The organism is Nocardia sp. NPDC058519, from assembly GCF_042719755.1.
Classification (GTDB): Bacteria; Actinomycetota; Actinomycetes; order Mycobacteriales; family Mycobacteriaceae; genus Nocardia.
The window spans coordinates 21,464-38,873 of record NZ_JBHXNK010000007.1; the positions used below are offsets into that span (position 1 = coordinate 21,464).

Annotated in this window: 18 protein-coding genes; 5 read left to right on the forward strand and 13 right to left on the reverse strand. The window is 65.4% G+C overall.

What is annotated here, in order from left to right; translation table 11 throughout:
• Positions 1-69: 69 nt before the first annotated feature.
• The 10 genes from ACFWPK_RS10520 to ACFWPK_RS10565 are packed head-to-tail and all read right to left on the reverse strand — an operon-like array spanning position 70 to position 9,113.
• Positions 70-1,254: an MCE family protein gene (locus ACFWPK_RS10520; RefSeq protein ID WP_378914349.1), complete on the reverse strand. Its 1,185-nt coding sequence runs from the start codon at positions 1,252-1,254 to the stop codon at positions 70-72.
• The gene (locus tag ACFWPK_RS10525; RefSeq protein ID WP_378914350.1) at positions 1,251-2,363 is read right to left on the reverse strand and encodes an MCE family protein; all 1,113 of its coding nucleotides are present in this window, start codon (positions 2,361-2,363) and stop codon (positions 1,251-1,253) included. The genes ACFWPK_RS10520 and ACFWPK_RS10525 overlap by 4 nt, the downstream gene beginning before the upstream one ends.
• Positions 2,360-3,460 (reverse strand): MCE family protein, encoded by a 1,101-nt coding sequence (locus ACFWPK_RS10530; protein ID WP_378914351.1) that lies wholly within the window; start codon positions 3,458-3,460, stop codon positions 2,360-2,362. Before ACFWPK_RS10530 ends, ACFWPK_RS10525 begins: the two co-directional genes overlap by 4 nt.
• On the reverse strand, positions 3,460-4,473 hold the full coding sequence (locus ACFWPK_RS10535) for an MlaD family protein (RefSeq protein ID WP_378914352.1): 1,014 nt from the start codon (positions 4,471-4,473) through the stop codon (positions 3,460-3,462). Before ACFWPK_RS10535 ends, ACFWPK_RS10530 begins: the two co-directional genes overlap by 1 nt.
• Positions 4,470-5,492, reverse strand: coding sequence for an MCE family protein (locus ACFWPK_RS10540; RefSeq protein WP_378914353.1), 1,023 nt, complete (start codon positions 5,490-5,492; stop codon positions 4,470-4,472). The genes ACFWPK_RS10535 and ACFWPK_RS10540 overlap by 4 nt, the downstream gene beginning before the upstream one ends.
• Positions 5,489-6,931: an MCE family protein gene (locus tag ACFWPK_RS10545; RefSeq protein WP_378914354.1), complete on the reverse strand. Its 1,443-nt coding sequence runs from the start codon at positions 6,929-6,931 to the stop codon at positions 5,489-5,491. The genes ACFWPK_RS10540 and ACFWPK_RS10545 overlap by 4 nt, the downstream gene beginning before the upstream one ends.
• A gap of 9 nt (positions 6,932-6,940) precedes the next feature.
• Complete coding sequence (locus tag ACFWPK_RS10550; RefSeq protein WP_378914355.1) at positions 6,941-7,804, reverse strand: ABC transporter permease; 864 nt, start codon at positions 7,802-7,804, stop codon at positions 6,941-6,943.
• 1 nt (position 7,805) lies between these two features.
• Positions 7,806-8,657 (reverse strand): MlaE family ABC transporter permease, encoded by an 852-nt coding sequence (locus tag ACFWPK_RS10555; RefSeq protein ID WP_378914356.1) that lies wholly within the window; start codon positions 8,655-8,657, stop codon positions 7,806-7,808.
• A gap of 46 nt (positions 8,658-8,703) precedes the next feature.
• Positions 8,704-8,889 (reverse strand): hypothetical protein, encoded by a 186-nt coding sequence (locus ACFWPK_RS10560; RefSeq protein WP_378914357.1) that lies wholly within the window; start codon positions 8,887-8,889, stop codon positions 8,704-8,706.
• Positions 8,889-9,113, reverse strand: a complete 225-nt coding sequence (locus tag ACFWPK_RS10565; protein WP_378914358.1) for a hypothetical protein — start codon at positions 9,111-9,113, stop codon at positions 8,889-8,891. Before ACFWPK_RS10565 ends, ACFWPK_RS10560 begins: the two co-directional genes overlap by 1 nt.
• A 579-nt stretch (positions 9,114-9,692) precedes the next feature.
• On the opposite strand from ACFWPK_RS10565, the gene ACFWPK_RS10570 reads away from it, so the two are divergent.
• Entirely contained in the window at positions 9,693-10,859 is a 1,167-nt protein-coding gene (locus tag ACFWPK_RS10570; RefSeq protein WP_378914359.1) for a thiolase family protein, read from the forward strand.
• 83 nt (positions 10,860-10,942) lie between these two features.
• Here the strand turns inward: ACFWPK_RS10570 and ACFWPK_RS10575 are convergent, their stop codons facing one another.
• Entirely contained in the window at positions 10,943-11,695 is a 753-nt protein-coding gene (locus tag ACFWPK_RS10575) for an oxygenase MpaB family protein (RefSeq protein ID WP_378914360.1), read from the reverse strand.
• Positions 11,696-12,093: 398 nt separating this feature from the next.
• Here ACFWPK_RS10575 and ACFWPK_RS10580 point away from each other — a divergent pair, with 398 nt between their 5' ends.
• A complete protein-coding gene (locus tag ACFWPK_RS10580) occupies positions 12,094-13,092 on the forward strand; it encodes an oxygenase MpaB family protein (RefSeq protein ID WP_378914361.1) in 999 nt (332 codons plus the stop codon).
• Positions 13,093-13,149: 57 nt separating this feature from the next.
• On the opposite strand, the gene ACFWPK_RS10585 is transcribed toward ACFWPK_RS10580, so the two are convergent.
• Positions 13,150-14,433 carry an MFS transporter gene (locus tag ACFWPK_RS10585; protein WP_378914362.1) on the reverse strand — a complete coding sequence of 428 codons (1,284 nt, stop codon included), beginning with the start codon at positions 14,431-14,433 and terminating at the stop codon, positions 13,150-13,152.
• Between the two features lie 112 nt (positions 14,434-14,545).
• On the opposite strand from ACFWPK_RS10585, the gene ACFWPK_RS10590 reads away from it, so the two are divergent.
• The gene (locus ACFWPK_RS10590) at positions 14,546-14,932 is read left to right on the forward strand and encodes a winged helix-turn-helix transcriptional regulator (RefSeq protein ID WP_378914363.1); all 387 of its coding nucleotides are present in this window, start codon (positions 14,546-14,548) and stop codon (positions 14,930-14,932) included.
• A 21-nt stretch (positions 14,933-14,953) separates the two neighbouring features.
• The gene (locus ACFWPK_RS10595) at positions 14,954-15,424 is read left to right on the forward strand and encodes a hypothetical protein (RefSeq protein ID WP_378914364.1); all 471 of its coding nucleotides are present in this window, start codon (positions 14,954-14,956) and stop codon (positions 15,422-15,424) included.
• A 166-nt stretch (positions 15,425-15,590) separates the two neighbouring features.
• Here the strand turns inward: ACFWPK_RS10595 and rox are convergent, their stop codons facing one another.
• Positions 15,591-17,015: a rifampin monooxygenase gene (gene rox / locus ACFWPK_RS10600; RefSeq protein WP_378914365.1), complete on the reverse strand. Its 1,425-nt coding sequence runs from the start codon at positions 17,013-17,015 to the stop codon at positions 15,591-15,593.
• A gap of 164 nt (positions 17,016-17,179) precedes the next feature.
• Between rox and ACFWPK_RS10605 the strand changes: the two genes are divergently transcribed.
• Positions 17,180-17,362 (forward strand): hypothetical protein, encoded by a 183-nt coding sequence (locus ACFWPK_RS10605; RefSeq protein ID WP_378914366.1) that lies wholly within the window; start codon positions 17,180-17,182, stop codon positions 17,360-17,362.
• Positions 17,363-17,410 lie beyond the last annotated feature (48 nt).

Consider the following 17,410-nt stretch of genomic DNA (forward strand, 5'->3'; position numbering starts at 1 on the left):
GTCCGCCGATCCTTCTGATGGTGTTGTGCTGGTGGGTGTTTCGTCGTTGGTCATCGCTTTTCGTGCTCCTTATCTTGGTGCGGGCACCGAGGGCTGGGACAGTTCGTCACCGGTCACACCAGGCGGCGGTCCCGCACCGTTGTCGGGTCCTGCGGGTCGTGGTGCGTTCGCCGACCCACGGACCTGCAGCGCGGGATTGTCGGTGACGCAGTAGTTGTAGAGCCGCACCCTGGTATCGGCGGTGGCCTGGGTGGGCAGAATCGGAACAGTGTCGTAGTCGCAGGTCGGTCGCGGCCACGGATCGACGAGCGTGAAGAAGGCATTGTCGTGGGCGGGGACCCCGACCGCCTCGGAGAAGCGGCTCAACGTGGGAAACAGCAGCTCGATCGCGGGTTGACGCAATTTGGCCGCCCGGGTGATCGCGACGAAGTTCGTCACCAGGTCCGTGATCGGGTCGTGGGTGCGGGAGATGAAGCCCCCGAGAGTGGCCAGCTGGCCCGGCCCCTCCTGGAGCAGGTGCCGCAATTCGGCATCGGCGGCGGAGAACTGCTGGAACAGGGCGCTACCCGCGTTGGTGAGGGTGCCGAGGTCGGGTTGCGCGTGCGCGGTCGTCGCGGCGATGACCTCGAGATTGCGCAGCAAATGCTCGGTCTGTGGCAGCAGATCGGTGAGACCCGCCATCGCGCGACTGATCCCGGAGATCATGTTGCGCAAGCCGTCCGGTCCGCCCGCGAGCGCTTTGTCGAGCTCGTTGACGATGACATTGAGGCGGTCGGGGTTCAAACCGCTGACCAGGCCTGACATGTTCGCCAGCACTGACTGCACCTGCACGGGCACGGCGGTGTCCGCCCGGGCGACGACGGAGCCGTCGCGCAGATACGGTCCGCTATCGGTCTCGGGGCGGAAATCCAGGTACTGCTCACCCGCGGCCGACAAGCGGGCGACAGCGACCGTGCCGCCGACCGGAATCCGGGTGCCCTCCTCGATCTCGGCCACGGCCGCGACCCCGTCACCGGCGACTCGCACGTCATCGACCCGCCCCACCCGAACGCCACGGAAGGTCACATCGCTGCCCGCGGTGAGTCCACCCGAGATGGCCAGTTCGACGGTGACGACGTAGCGCGTACTCGTCGGGTCGATCCGCAGGACCGCGCCGCCCAGATACAGGCTGCCCAGCAGCAGGACGACGACCAAACCGGCATTGGCGACCGCCACGCGACGGCGAACCAGCCACTCCCACAACGGTGAATTCATCTGGGCCCCTCTTGGGTCGGCTGCTGCGGCGTGCTGTTGAGGCGGCCGGTCACCTTGGCGATCACGTCGGTGATGCTGCCGATGAACGCAGGCACATCGGTGCCGTCGGGCCAGCGACTGCCTGCCGGATCGGTGATCGCACCGATATCGAGGTAGGACAGGATCGCTCCGACGGCCAGGGTCGGCCCCTGCATACTGTCCATGACCGAGGGGTAGACCTGGTGGAAGCCCTCGAGCGTGCCGGTGAGGTCATCGCCCATCTGCGCGAACCCGGACATCAGATTCTGGATGCTCTGGAACAGGCTGACGAACTGCGGCCCGTTCGTGGCGCTGAAGTCGCCGAGTGCGTCCATGGTCACCGCCACCTTGTTGATCAGGTCGACGATGGCCTGGTTGTTCTCGGCGAACAGCCCGATCAGTTGCGGGAAGCTGTCGGCCGCGGCGCCGAGTTCGGTTTTGCGCCGAGCCAATTCGCCGGTCAGCACCGACAACCCGGTGAGCGTCGCGTCGAGGTCGCCGGTGCGTGCGTTGAGCGCGGCGATGACCGAGGTCATTTCCCCGATCAGGTGCTGCAGTTGAGGCGCCTTGCCCGCGAAGATGGAATTGAGTTCGGAGGTGACTTCGGCTGCCTGATTGAGTCCGCCGCCGTTGATCAGCATCGACACCGACATCATCAACTGCTCGACCGAGGCGGCCGATGCGGTGTGCTCGGCGCCGATGGTCGCGCCCTCACGCAGCGGCGGCCCGGCGGCCTCGGCACTCGGCAGAGTCATGGCCACGAAGATGTCACCGAGCGGGGTCGCCTGGCGCAGCTCCACGGTGGTGCCCTGCGGCAGTTGGATGTCGGTGCGGATCAGCATCTCGACATCGGCGAGGAACGAGGTCGTCGAAATTCCGGTGACGACACCGATGTCGGTGCCGCCGATCTTGACGTGGGCGCGATCGGGCAGATTGAGCGCGTCCCGGAAAGTGGCGTGCAAGGTATAGCCGGGCCCACCGATGCCCGGTTCGGGCATCGGCAGCTCGGCCACGGTCATCGAGCAGCCGCTGCTCGATGCGGCCACGGCGGCGGCGCAGAAGGCCGCGGCCAACGTTGTGCGCAGAGTCATTTCGTCAGTCCCAACAGCGCGGCGGTCAGCCCGAAGTCCGGGCCCATATCGGAGATCTTGCCGGTGCGGCAGCCGTCCAGACGCATCTGGACGCGCTCGCAGAACAGCGAGACCACCTCGCTGTCGAGCACGATCTTGTCGAGCAGACCGTGCAGGCGCAGAGCCTGGTGCTCTCGGCTGATCGCATTGTCGAAGTTCTGGAACATCAGCGGGCCGACGTCGATGATCTCGGTCAGATTGCGGGCATTGGCCCGCATCTGGGCGGCGATCGCGACGAACTTGGTGAGCGCGCCCGCGAGCTGATCCTGGTTCTGGCCGACCACCGAGGAGGTATTGGTGATGAAGTCGTCGAGCTGGGTCAGTACCGCCTGCAGACCGGGGGACTGCTGCCCGAACAACGCCACCAACTCGGTGATGCGACCGCTGAAATCACGGACGGTCTGATCGTTGTCGGCGACGATCTGGGTGATCTCGCCGAGTTCGATGATGGTATTGGCGATCTGATCCTTGTTGGCGAAAGTCAGCTCGAAGGCGGCCGACAGTTCGTCGAGCGTCTCGCGCAACCGGTCACCGTTGCCGTCGAGCAGGGGGAAGAGCACCCGGCTCGCCATGGGACCGCTCTGGCTGTCGCCCTTCAGCGCCTCGCCCAGCTGATCGAAGTTGGCCAGGATCCGGTCCAGCTCGACCGGTGTCCTGGTGCGAGTCAGCGGAAGATGGGCACCGTCGGCGAGCTCGGGCCCTGAGCCGGTATAGGCCGGGGCGAGCTCGACATGGCGGTTGGTGATCAGCTGTGGCGACACCAGCGCCGCCATCGCATCCGCGGGGATACGCACGTCGCGGTCGACCGACATCACCACTTCGACGTAGCTGCCGCGCGGTGTCACCGAATCGACGACACCGACCGGCACGCCGAGCACCGAGACCTCGTTGCCCGCATACAGCCCGGCCACATTTTCGAAGTCGGCGCTGATGCGCTTCTGCTCGCCCAGCACCTGATTACCGAGGCCGGTCAGGCTGTCGGGCAGCAGGGCGCAGCCCGAGGCGAGCGTTGCGGCGAAGCAGACCGCCGCCAGCTTGCTCGTGCGTTTCGTCCTCATCAGTTGCACCCCTGTACGGCCTGTGCGAAGCACAGCCAGTTGTCCGGAAGGATCCACGGTGCCCAGATCTCGCCGTAGGGACCGTTGCCGAGCAGATTGTTGAACTGACGCAACGTGACCGGGGCGTACTCGTAGATCCGGTCCAGGTTCTCCTTGTTCTTGGTCAGGCCGTCGGCCATCGTGTTGAGGTTGGCGATCAGCGGTCCGAGTTCACCGTTGTTCTCGATGCCCATGTCCTGCAGCAGCCTCGACATGTCGGCGACGTTGTCGAGCAGCTGGGTGAGCAGGGTCTGGCGCTTCTGCACGGCCGCCCCGATCGCTTCGCCTCTGGTGAGCAGCACCAACACACTGTTGCGGTTGTCCGAGACCAGCTGGGAGACCTGATCCATGCTCTCGAGCAGAGTGTCGACCTCGTCTCGCCTGCTGTTGATCACCTGGGCGAGCGAGCCGATGCTGTCGAGGGCCTGCACCGCCATGGCGGGTGAATCGCCCAGCTGGGCGCTGAACACATCGAGCGCGGTGCGCAGTTTCGCCGGGTCGATCCGTTCGATCCGCTCGAACGAGGAGGTGTACTTCGGGTCCTGGATGACCTTGCTCAGGTTGTACGGCACCTCGGTGTTGTCGAGCCGGATCCGGTTGTCGGGGAGCTCTTTTCCGTCACCGGGGCGCAGCACGATGTGCAGCCTGCCGAGGATGGTCGACATCTTGATCGCCGCGTGGGCGTTGGCGCCGAGGCGAATGTCCTTGCGGATCCGCAGCGCGACCTCCACCCGGTCGTTGATCAGCTTCACCGCCTTGACCTCACCGACTTCGATGCCGGAGACATCGACTGTCGCGCCCGGCCGTAGTCCGGCGGCCTGGGCGAATTCGGCGTGAATGGTCTTGTCGCCGAGTCGGACCTGGTTGAGCAGATTCGAACCGCCGAGCAATACCAGCACCGCGAGGGCCGCGATCAGGCCGAGCCGCAGGTGCTGGTTGTGCCGCAGGAATGCTGGGACGCGTGGTTTGATCATCGGCACACTTCCGATTGTGAGGTGCCGCCGACCTGGGAGAACAAGCCTTCGGGCAGGAGAACGCCCCACAGGGAGACGTCCAGGCGGCAGATGTAGGCATTGCCGTATGTCCCGTATTGGGTGAACCGGGCGACGCCGTTGAGGAAGTCCGGGAATTCGACCGCAGCGCGATCGAGGGCGGCGCCGTTGTAGAGCAGCATCATCACGCCTGTCGTCGCGTTGCGTTGCGCGTCGGCCAGGCCGGGCTTGACCTGTTCGATGAGCGAGACCAAACCGTTCGTCGCTCCCGCCACCCGTTCGACCGAACTCTTCAACGATTCGCCCTCGGTGTAGAGCCCGTCCATCAAACTGCGAGTCTGCGTGATCAGGGTCTCCAGCTCATCGCTGCGGTTGGCCAGACCGGCCATCACCGAGCTGAGATTGCTCAGCACATCGCCGATGATCTGATCGCGTTCACCGAAGGTGCTGGCCAACTGGGCGGCCTGGGTGATCAGCGCAGCCAACGACACCTCGTTGCCTTGCAGTGCCTGGATGAGAGTTTCCGACAGCGAATTGATCTGGTCGGGCTGGAGCACACTGAACAGTGGCTCGAATCCGGACAGCAGCGCCGAGACATCGAACGACGGCTCGGTCCGCTCGAGCGGGATCTGCGAGCCTGCGGGGACAACGGTGCCCTCGCCGGTGCCCGGCGCCAGCGCCAGATAGCGCTGACCGATCAGATTCTGGTATCGCACCAGGGCTTTGGTGGTATCGGTCAGGTGCTGGCGCGCCTCGATCTGGAAGTCGACCCTGGCGATGTAGTTGTCCGTGAAATCGATCTTGTCGATCCGGCCGACCCGCACACCGGCCATCCGGACGTCGTCGCCGATGCGCAATCCGAGAACATCGGTGAAGACCGCCGAGTAGCTCGTGGTGTTGCCGGGGACGCTGCGTTGCAGGGTCGACCAGATCGTGTAGGTGAGCAACGTCGCCAAGACGGCGAAGAAGCTGAACCCGAGGAGTGCTTTGGTGGATTTCACTGTTGGACACCACCTTCGGTGTCAGGGACGATGGCAATGTTGCCCAGGATCGACCCGAGCAGCAGCAACTGACTGAACGTCGGTTTGCCGCCGACCAGTGCCGACACCGCGGCGATGCCGCTCAGCCGAGGCTGCGCCGCCGGGGTGGCGGCGGGCGCGGGATCGTGGGATGCGGCGGGTGCCGTGATCCCCGGAATGGCGGGCAATCCCGGAATGGCGGGCAGACCCGGGATCGTCGGCAGACCGGGAACAGTCGGCACGGTGATGCTCGGCAGCGCGGGCAGGCCGGGAATCGTCAGCACCGGTGCGGGTCCGGCGGACTCGAGCCGCTTCGGCAGCATCTGGGCCGGATACTCTTGCGGCGGTGCGACTTCGGGCACGGTCGGCCCACCGCACCGGGGACCGGCCATGTCGCCGTAGTGTGGGCAGTCCTTCGCGGTGTACTGCTGGAACGGTGTGAACGTCACGTCCATGCGCCAGGTCATCTGGTTGCGCGGGCCGAAGTTGAACACCTGCTGCAACTTGCGGAACGAGTTGTTGAGGTTAGCCGCCGTCGACTGCAGCGCGCCGGGATCCTTGGCGATGCCACCGAGCAGCTGGTCCAGGCCCGAGGCCAATTCCTTGCCCGAATCGGGATTCGCGGCGAACAGGGCATTGACCGATTCGATGGTGGAGTTGCCCTGTGTGAGCAGCTCCACCATTTGGGTGCGGTGCTCGTTGAGCGTGCGCGCAGAGGTCACCGAATCGGCCAGTACCCCGACCAGTTCCGGTGCCGACTGGCTCAATGCTGTCGCCGCCTGACCGAAGTTGCCGAGCAGGTGGCCGATTTCGGGGATCTGGTGGATGGTGGTCAGCCAGGTGTCGAGGCGCTCCACCGTGGAACCCGGTACGCGGCTGCTCGGATCGAGCGCTGCGGACAGGGTGGCCAGCACTCGGCCGAGCTTCTCGGGCTGGATGGTGTCGAGCACGTCGCGCAGGGTGTTGAGCGTGGTCTGCAGCTGGATCGTGGCCTCGCTGGTGTCCTCGCGGATGGTCGCACCCTCGCGCAGCCCCTCGGCGGTCCCCCCGTTGTCCACGAGCTGGAGCGAGGAGACGCCGAAGATGTTGTCGGGGATGACGCGCACGGTGACCGTGTTGGGAATCGTCTGTGCCAGACCCGGCTTCAGTTCCAAGGTGGCGTGCTGGCGTTCGCCCTTGGCGACCATCTCCACCGAGCCGACCGCGCCGACGAGCATGCCGCGGTACTTCACGTCGGCGCGCTGGGGTAGCCCGTCGCCGGTGCTGGTGAGGTCGGCACCGACCACCACCGTGTCCTCGAACTCGCCGTTGTAGCGCAGTGCGAGCAGATACAGCGCGACCGCGAACGCGGTGATCACCGCCAGTCCCGCGAGCGTGAGCTGCAGGGGTTTGGGGCCGCGGCCGCTGAGATCGAGAATCATTCGATCGACCTATCCCGAGATCCGGAATCCGGGGTCGATGCCCCAGATCGCAAGCGTGAGAAACAGATTGGTGAAGACCATGACGACGATGACCATCTTGATGGCCCGGCCCGCCGCGACGCCGACGCCTTCGGGTCCGCCGGAGGCGACGAAGCCGTAGTAGCACTGGATGAACGCCGCGATGAGGACGAACACCACCACTTTGAAGATCGAGAAGAACACGTCCCCGCCGATCAGGAACTGGAAGAAGTAGTGGTCGTAGGTGCCTGCGGTCGTTCCGCCCAGGAACAGCACCGACAGCTTGGTCGCTATGTAGGCGACTGCGAGGCCGAGTGTGTAGAGGGGAATGATGGTGATCGTGGCCGCGATCATCCGGGTGGTCACCAGGTAGGGCAGCGGGCGGATCGCGATCGACTCCAGCGCGTCGATCTCCTCGGAGATCCGCATCGAGCCGAGCTGCGCGGTGAATCGGCAACCGGACTGGATGGCGAAGGCGAGCGTGCCCAGGATCGGCGCGATCTCACGGGTGGTGGCGAAGCCGGAGATAGCGCCGGTCAGCGGTCCCATGGTGAGCAGGTTCAACGCGGTGTAGGACTCGACTCCGACGGTGATGCCGCCGAACGCGCACAGCACGACGACCACGCCCACCGTGCCGCCGCCGACGATGACCGAGCCGTTGCCCCAGCCGACGTCGGCGACCAGACGGGCGACTTCCTTGCGGTAGTGACGCAGCGTGAACGGGATGGCGAGCAGGGCCTGGAAGAACACGATGGCCTGGTGGCCGAGGCGCTGATTGGCGTGGACGGGAATCTTGGCCGTCGCGCTGATCGCGCGGACCGGCCGCAGTGCGGGCGGGATGTACTCGGCGGCCATCTCACACCACCTTCGCGGGGAAGAAGCTGTTGTACAGCTGGGTGACGATGATGTTGGTGGCGAACAGCATCAGGGCCGAGGTGACCACCGCCGAGTTCACCGAGTTCGCGACGCCGCCGGGACCGCCTTTGGTGTGCAGTCCGACGTCGCAGGCGATGATCGCGGTGAGTGCACCGAAGATCGCCGCCTTGAACAGCGCGACCATCAGGTCGTTTGCCACCGCGAACGAGGCGAACGAGCTGATGAACGATCCCGGCGTGCCCTGCTGGGCGTAGACGTTGAACAAGTAGGCGGTCGCGAAGCCGACGAACACGATGAACCCGCACAGCAGCATGCTCACCAGTACCGCGGCGGCCAGTCGTGGGGCGACCAGTCGGCGCACCGGGTCGACGCCCATCACCTTCATCGCGTCGATCTCCTCCCTGATCGTGCGGGAGCCCAGATCGGCGCAGATGGCCGAGCCGACCGCGCCGGCGATCATCAGCGAGGTGACCAGTGGTGCGCCCTGGCGGATGATGCCGAGCCCGGCGACCGCGCCGATGAAGGTGGTGGCGCCGACTTGGTTGACCAGCGCGCCGACCTGGATCGAGACCACCACCGCGACCGGAATCGCGACGAACACGGTGGGCAACGCGGAGACGTTGGCCATGAACGCGCACTGTTTGATGAACTCCTGGAACGGAAACCGCCGTTGCACCAGAGAAAGGAACAACTGCGCGATCGTTGCCCGACCGAGTAGGACCTGCCTGCCGAGGGTCTCGATCGACTGTTGGGGATGCCGTCGCCATAGCCCGGTGGCACTGTCGACGAGTCGTCCGATCTCGGACGGTTCGGTGGCCGGTTGCGGCGTCACGCTGCACCGATCCTTTCTTGCTGCGGGGGAATGTGTTCCCGGCTGCTCAGAGCGAGCTCAGCCAGTGTTCGAGGAGGACGACGAGTGCGCCGACGACCGCCAGACACAGGGCGATGACGCAGAGCAGCGCGATCCACATGCCCACTCGGAGAACAGGATTGACCTGTGTCCGCCCGCCGAGGATCTTGACGATGATCACGATGATGTCGATGACCCATACCAGCGCCATCATCAGGTCATCGTCACATTCGCGAAGACGAGTACGGGCCAGCACACGATCGATCCGAGGAACGAGATGATCAGGTCGGCCCCGTGGAGGTCACGCAGGTGGCTGGTGTGGGTGAATGTCCAGATGACCCCCACCAGTCCGTAGGGGATGCCGATGATGATGAGAGTGCCGAGAAATTCGGACACCTTCATCTCATAGCTGAGAAACCTGTCCAGCCGTCGCAACATGGTGGTACCGGTGTCCTTCCTCGGGACCTTGGACGACGTCAGGCCTGCTGGCCGCCGTCGTTGGCGGAGCGATGTTGTTGTCGATCGTTCTTCTGGGAGTGGTCCCGAAGAGCGAGCGAGTTCCCCTGAGTCGTGCGAGAAGTGCTGAGACTTCTGCTGATCGAGAGGCCTACATCGAAGATCAAGTTACTACTCATTCTCATCACTGTGATGAGAATTACCGGTAACATATCTCATAGATTCGGGATTGCCTATAGGGCGCCGAATCGAGTGCCGTCGCAGGTCGCGCCCGCGGCGCCCTTCTCGCCGGTCGCCCGCCTGCGAGTCGGCGCGGGCTGTTGCGAGGGGAGGGGTCATCGCAACGGCACCGGACGCCGCTGAGGGGTGCGTGCCGGTGCCGATGCGGCCCGCGCATCATGCCCCCAACTCGTGATGCTGCGGAATCGACAGTAACATAAATCGGCAATGCGGGACCATGGAAAACGTTTAGTTGGCTACCATCTGATGGCAAATGATAAGAATGGGCATTAACTTACGTGAGGGATGTCGCCGCGTGGCCGGCGACCGTGCAGGAGGTTCATGATGTCAGCTGTCATCATCGATGTGGTTCGTACACCGTCGGGTCGAGGTAAGTCCGGCGGAGGGCTGTCGTCGGTGCATCCGGCCACCCTGCTGGCCGGTGTGCTGGCAGAGTTGGTCGCGCGCACCGGTATCGATCCGGTCCTCGTCGACGACGTGATCGGCGGCTGTGTCACCCAGAGCGGTGAACAGGCCAACAACATCACCAGGACCGCGGTGCTGGCGGCGGGCTTCCCGGAGTCGGTACCTGCCACCACGGTTGATCGACAGTGTGGTTCGAGCCAGCAAGCCGTGCATTTCGCCGCCCAGGGTGTGCTCGCCGGTGCGTACGACGTGGCGATTGCCTGCGGCGTCGAGTCGATGAGCCGCACGCCGATGTTCTCCAATACCCAGGGCAAAGACTCGCTGCGTGGCCCACTCGCCGCTCGCTATCCGGCCGGCCTGATCGGACAGGGGATCGCGGCCGAGATCATCGCTGCCCGCTGGAAACTGGACCGCGCGGTCCTCGACGAGTTCGCGGCCCGCTCGCATCGACTGGCCGCTGCCACCGCGGCATCTGGCGGGTTCGATGCCGAGCTCGTTGCCGCTGGAGACCTCGATGCCGACGAGACGATCCGCACCGGCACTACTGTTGAAGGTTTGGCAGGCCTGCGCCCTGCCTTCACCGATCCCGCTCTCCTCGACCGGTTTCCGGAGATCAACTGGTCGGTGACCGCGGGCAACTCCTCGCCGCTCACCGACGGTGCGTCGGCGGCGCTCATCATGAGCGAGGCGATGGCGGCGAAGCTGGGGTTGACCCCCCGCGCCCGCTTCCACTCCTTCGCTGTTGTCGGCGACGATCCGACGCTCATGCTCACCGCCGTGGTCCCGGCGACGCGCAAGGCGCTCGACCGGGTCTCCCTGACTGTGGACGACATCGATACCTTCGAGGTGAACGAGGCGTTCGCCCCGGTTCCGCTCGTCTGGCAACACGAGCTCGGCGCCGACCCGGCCAAGGTGAATCCGCGTGGCGGCGCGATCGCGCTCGGGCACCCGCTCGGGGGCTCCGGAACCCGGTTGCTCGCGACGATGGTCAACCATCTCGAACAGACCGGCGGTCGTTACGGGCTCCAGACCATGTGCGAGGCAGGTGGACTGGCCAACGCCACGATCATCGAACGTCTCTGAGAACGCGTCGGTGGACGCCCCGCCCGCCGGACACGACATGAGGTCGGCGGGCGGGGTCGTCGCGGTGTGTCGCAGATCGAGTGTCAGAGCCCGGCCTGGCTCACGAAGCGGACTCGACGCGGAACCGTCGCGAACCCTGCTCGGGTCATCGCGGCAACGGCACGCAATGCGGCGCCATCCGAATCGCGCTGTCGCACACCGAGAAGGTGCGCGGCACGCTCGTGCTGCATTGCCCGTACCGCCGCGGTGGGCAGGCGCCGGACGATCCAGGCGTCGGGGTGCAGGACCTGATCGGCCAGTTCTGTTGCCGCCGGGCTCTTTCGGAGATTCCGCGTGCACGCGTCGGCGAAGTACTCGGTGAACTCGGGCCAAGTGGGCGGTAGGTGCCGATCGCTGATTCCGTAGCCGCGGTACCAATCACAACATTGCTGATAGAGCTGTACGCGGGCCTGCTCTGACAACGGTGGTCCGAACACGTCGGCCGCCGTCATGAGGGTCTCGACGTAGGTGGCGTGCTGGAAGAGGAAGGCGTCGGGGTTGAGGGCGTGATAGCGATGGCCGAGGTCGTCGGTTCCCTTGACGTGTTCGTGGGCGAAACGTATCGCGGATGCGGTGTCGTGGCCGGCGCAAGCCAGGTAGATCATCTGCAGAACGGCGCGCTTCTTGTGCTCCCACAGGCGAGTCGACGCGTGCTCGACCAGTGCGGGTGCGATCGACGGGTGCAGGATCTGCAGTCCGACTGCTCGCGGCAGCATCAGCAGAAAACGTCGATCACCCAGATGCCTGCGCAGGAGTGGACCTGCCGACGATCCGGTCTGGGATGCCGCGGACTTCATCGCGGGCGGACTCCTTCCACCTGGGGTGGGCCACAAGACTCGCGGCAGTGGGGGCAAAGGGCCTGGACATCCCGTGCCGCGAGCCTTGTGCTCCGGGAGTGAACTCCCGGAATGCCGCCTGTCGGCGGCGGTCTTGTCCACCCGGCGCCGCAGAGCATGCCCGCTCCGCAACCATTGATGAATGGATATCAACTTAGTGATCGCGAGTAGAGCTGTCAATCACCTGTGAAACCGATCGTCTGGTTCCTGAAAATATCTCTCTATGTGAGGAATGAGCAGTAACATATCGAGTGTGTCGAGGTCCGCTTGGCACCGAACCGCGCTCGCGAGGTACGCCGGGCTGCTGTGCATCGCCTCGGCTGCTCGGTCGCGCGGTACATCTCCGGGAAAGGATGACGATGAGCACGGCAATCAGGCCTGGCGAACCCAATTACGTCGACCCACACAGTGATTCCTACGTCGACGAAGGCGCCGGACCCGCGTGGCGTCGGTCGGCCACCCCGGCGGTGGAACCCGCTGCGACCGAGCGTGCGCTGACGCTCGATCGGGTTCGCCTCCATATTCCCGACACCCACCGGTCTCCACGCAAACGGCCCGCCCGATTGGCCGATGCCCTGGACTTCTGGATGTTCGCGGGTGCTGCCGCGAACGTGGCGATGCAGTTCGCCCACCAGGGAGTCGCGGCGGGTGTGATGGAGAGTCCGGTCGAATCCGGTGCGCTCATGGTGCATCCGTGGAAGCGGTTGCGGACCACCTCCGCCTACCTCGCGGTGGCTGTTCTGGGCACCGACGAGGACAAGTCGGCGATGCGTGAGGCGGTCAATGTCGCGCACCGCCAGGTCAGGTCGCGCCCGGATTCGAAGGTGAAGTACAACGCCTTCGACCGGAACTTGCAGATGTACGTGGCCGCGGCGATCTACATCGGTTTCGAGGACACCCATCAACTGCTGTGCGGCAAGATGACCGACGACGAACTCGAGGCGTTCTTCCAGGGCTCGGACACCTTCGGCACCACCCTGCAGGTACACCCCGACATGTGGCCCAAGACGCGGGCCGAGTTCGATGAGTACTGGCTGGAGGCGTGCAAGCAGGTGGTGTGCGACGACGGATTCCGCGCCTATATAGACGATCTGCTGCACCTGCGGATGATCCACTGGTCCATCCGGGTGGTGTTCGGCAGCCTCCTGCGGTACTTGACGGCGGGCTTTTTGCCACCGCATTTCCGTGAGCAGATGGCGATCGAATGGAGCACGGCGGATCAGCGCCGATTCGAGCACCTGTTCCAGTTCGTCGGCTTCGTCAACCGCTTCATCCCGAAGTTCATCAGGTTCGCCGGCACCAATGCGATGATGCGCGATGTGCGCAGCCGTATCAGCAAGCACCGGGCCCTTATCTGATCGAACGGGGCCGATGGTTTCGACGACCGCTGCGAGTGAGGTCATGAACGCCATGACTCATCTGATTCGGGAGCCGGTGGTTCCGAGGGCGGCGGCGGTGAGGCAGGCGAGGGCGGCGGTGATCCAGAGGGGAGTGTAGGAGCCGTTGATGTCGCGGATCAGGCCGCCGGTGAGGGCCATCGCGCCCGCGCCGAGTTGGTGGAAGACGCTGATCCAGCCGAAGGTGAGGGCACTGTCGGCGCCGAAGTAGTGGCGGCACAGGGTCAGTGTCGGTGGCACTGTCGCGACGTCGAGGATGCCGAAAGCCACGGCGAACACGACGAGGTCGGGGGACCGTCCGCTGGTGAACAGAACCGGAAGGAGGGCGAGCGACACGCCGCGGCCGAGGAAGAACACGGCCAGTAGCAGGCGCGGTTCGATCCGGTCGGTGAGCCAGCCCGCCGAGACTGTGCCGAGAATGTTGGCGACACCGATGATGGCCAGCAGGCCCGACGCGGTGGTGGCGGCCATCCCGTGATCGTGGGCGGCGGGCGTGAAGTGGCTCCACATCAGCCCGTTCGTGGTCGCTCCGCACAGCGCGAACATCGAGGCCAGGACCCAGAATCGGGTATCGCGCAAGGCGCTGCGCATGGCGGTGATGGTGCGGGCGAACGGGTTGATCGGGCGATCCGTGCCGACCGTTTCGCTGCCCGGATCCGCGCCGTACCGGACGGTGCCGACCGCGGCGGGACCTTCGCGCAGGAAGAGCAGGACGGCGAGTAGCGCCACCGTGGCCAGGACGCCGCACACGAGAACGGGCGCGCGCCAGTCGGCCCGCCCGAGTAGCACCGACAGCAGGGGCAGCATCGCGAACTGTCCGAATACGCTTGCCGCGGTGAGCAATCCGGTGGCGAGACCGATTTTGCGGTAGAACCACCGGTTCGCCACAGTCGCGGCGAACACCGTGGTGATCGACCCGGTTCCGACACCGATGGCGAAACCGAACCACAGCACGAACCAGAACACCGACGGGGTGAAGAGCGCGGTGAGAACCGAACTCGCGATCAGCGTGATCAGCGCGTACGACGTGACGCGGCGGATGCCGTAGCGGTCCATCATGGCCGCCGCGAACGGCCCGACCGCCCCGTAGAGGACCATGTTCACCGCCACCGCGGCACCGATCCCGGCGCGACTCCACCCCTTCGTCTCGACCAGCGGTTCGGTGATCAGGCCCGCGATCGTGGCGAAGCTTCCCGCCGCGACGAGCGCGAGAGCAGCCACGGCCACGATCGTCCACGCCGGATGAAAACGGGGCGCCCGCCCGATCGCGCGCTGCTCGATATCGACTTCGGAAATACTCACCGGAATCCTTCGCGTTGCTCGACGTCCTTACGCTCGTTTCTATCAACCACCGGTCAGGATCGACAGTATGCACAATCTTGTCCATATGGACGAATTGGATACCATCGAGCGTATGACTACCGAGGTCGAAGTCCGGGCACCGATCGTGCGAGCGATGCGTAGCTGCCCCGTCGAAGTGAGCATCGCCGTGCTCGGCGGAGCCTGGAAGATGACGATCGTCAAATACCTCCTCGACGAGCCCCTGCGCTACGGCGAATTGCGCCGCAAGGTCGGCGAGGTGACCCCACGGGTCCTCACCCGCCAGCTGCGCGAGCTGGAACAAGACGGCATCGTCAGCAGACACGCATTCCCCGAAGTCCCACCACGGGTGGAGTATTCGCTCACACCGACCGGGAAAGCGCTGCGCGGCTTCGTCACCGAGTTGAACCAGTGGGGTGCGGAATACGTCGAGAACCTGGCCGGACCGGAGCAGAGCCCGGCTATCCGCTCAACTGTTTGATCGATCCGGCATCATGGCGCAATGCGAATCAGCATCACCGGGCACATGAACCTCGCCGCCGACACGGTCCCGATAGTTCGCGAGGCGATCGCCGACCTGATCGCCGACACACCGAATCTGGTTGGCATTTCCTGTATCGCCCGCGGCGCCGACAGCATCTTCGCCGAAGCGATCCTCGACGCGGGTGGACACCTCGAGGTGGTGTTGCCCTCGCGCGACTACCGGGAGGCGAAGGTGCCGCCGGACCACCTGACGCAGTTCGACGCGCTGATCGACCGGGCGACGACGGTTCGGGTGATGGACTTCGACAGCGCGGGCGCCGATGCGTACGAGGCCGCCAACGAGGTCCTCATCGGCGAGGCCGATCGGATGATCGCAGTGTGGGACGGGAAGGAAGGCCGGCGCGCCGGTACCGGGACGGTCGTCGTTTCGGCGCGTGAGCGGGGACTTCAGGTCGATGTGGTGTGGCCGAACGGTGCTGAGCGCACTTGAGGATCAGCGTGCTCGGTGTGGACGGGTCGAGATTCCCGCTTCCGGCAACCGTGGACAACGGTCGCGCTGGACGAGGTCGGCGACGCGATCGACCATGCGCTGATTGTCGACATGCCTGAGGATGCGCTGAGCGTGGTCATCGTCCGCGCCCGTTGCTCCGGTGAAATCAGTTGGTGGGCTCGCCGAACCAGTGGGAGAGGTGGGTGTTCAGGTCTTGCTGGTGCTCGCCGATCCAGGCGACGTGGCCGTCGGGGCGCAGCAGCAGCGCTGGAACATCGAGTGCCGCAGTGGGATCGGTGATGAGGTCGACCCGGTCGGACCAGCCGTCGACGGTCAGGCGTTCGGTGCGGTCGAGTACCAGGCCGTGGCCCTGATGTAGGTGGTCGTAGAGGCGGCCCTGTTTCAGGTCGAGGTCGGGCAGGCGGCGGCCGAGCAGGTCGGGGCCCGCGCCGAAGTCGTAGCGGATGTCGATCGCGGTGATCTTCTCGATCAGAGAGCGATTCACCTCGTCGATGTCCATCAGGTCGGTGAGCAGCCTGCGCACGGCCTGCGGGCCCGGTTCCGTGGACGACAGCTCCACCTGGGCGCGAGTGTTGTCCAGGACGTCCGCGGCGACCGGATGACGTTCGGCTTGGTAGGTGTCCAGCAATGTTTCCGGCGCCCAGCCGTGGATCTGTGCGGCGAGTTTCCAGCCGAGGTTGACTGCGTCCTGAATGCCCAGATTCATGCCCTGACCGCCTGCGGGCGGGTGGATGTGCGCCGCATCGCCTGCCAGCAGCACCCGACCGACCCGATAGCGCTCGGCCAGCCGGGTGGCATCGCCGAAGCGGGACAGCCAGCGGGGGGAGTGCACGCCGAAATCGGTTCCGGCGACAGCGCGCAACTGTTGTGCGAAATCCTCGAGAGTGGGCGGTTCCGTGCGATCCTCGCTGACTCCCGCGGCGGGGATCACGACGCTGTAGACCCCTTCGCCGAAGGGCCTGAGGCTGAATCGCTTGTCGCCGATCTCGGTCACCTTGGCGGCGACCTCCTCCTGCGGCACACCCACTTCCATCTCGCCCATCAGCGTCTCGGTCCGCGAGGGCTCGCCGGGGAAGCCGACGCCGAGCAGCTTGCGCACCGTGCTGCGCGCGCCGTCACAGCCGACGAGGTACCGCGAGCGCAGCCGCTCCCCGTCGGCGAGCTCGACCGTCACCCCCTCGTCGTCCTGCTCGAAACCGGCCACCGCACAACCGCTCCGGACCTGTGCACCCAGGTCGATCGCATGTTCTTCGAGCAGATGATTGATGATCGGCTGCGGGATACCCAGCTGATAGGCGTACGCGGAATCCAAGCCCTCGGGCGTGGGTTTGGCGATCGCGGCGAAGACGCCGCCGACCGGACGCTGTCGTCCGCGTTCGAGAATGCGATCGAGCAGTCCGCGCATCGCCATCAGTTCGAGGCTGCGAATATGCAGGCTGACGATGCGCACGAACGACGCCACTGGCTCGGGTTCCTTCTCGAGAACGAGCACCCGCACATCGTGCAGCCGTAGTTCGGCGGCCAGCATCGCACCGGTCGGCCCACACCCGGCAATGATCACATCGAACATGAACCACCCATTCGCCCAATTTCGCCCATCCAGTCGCCACGCCCCAGCGCCGCCGCGTGTGCATGCGTCTCGACGATTCGGGATTTCCACAGGTCCTGGCCTCGGTCGCCCATTGTGTGGCACCCCTGAGTCCTGCCGCAAGCAGGTTTTCGCGTGCTCACGTCGTGCTTCGGCCGGATCTGCCCGAAGGCGCGGACAGGCTGCCTGCCGAGGCATTCTGGTCCGATCTCGGCGAACAGTTCGCGCACGAGCAGCCCGACAGGATCACCCGGGCACACCTCGTCGACGACTACGAGTACTACACGGGCACCCTCGAAGACTTCCGTCAGCTCTACGGCGAGGCCTGAGGGTCCGCCACGGCAGCGATCTGAAATCTAGCAGCGCTAGACAGGCCG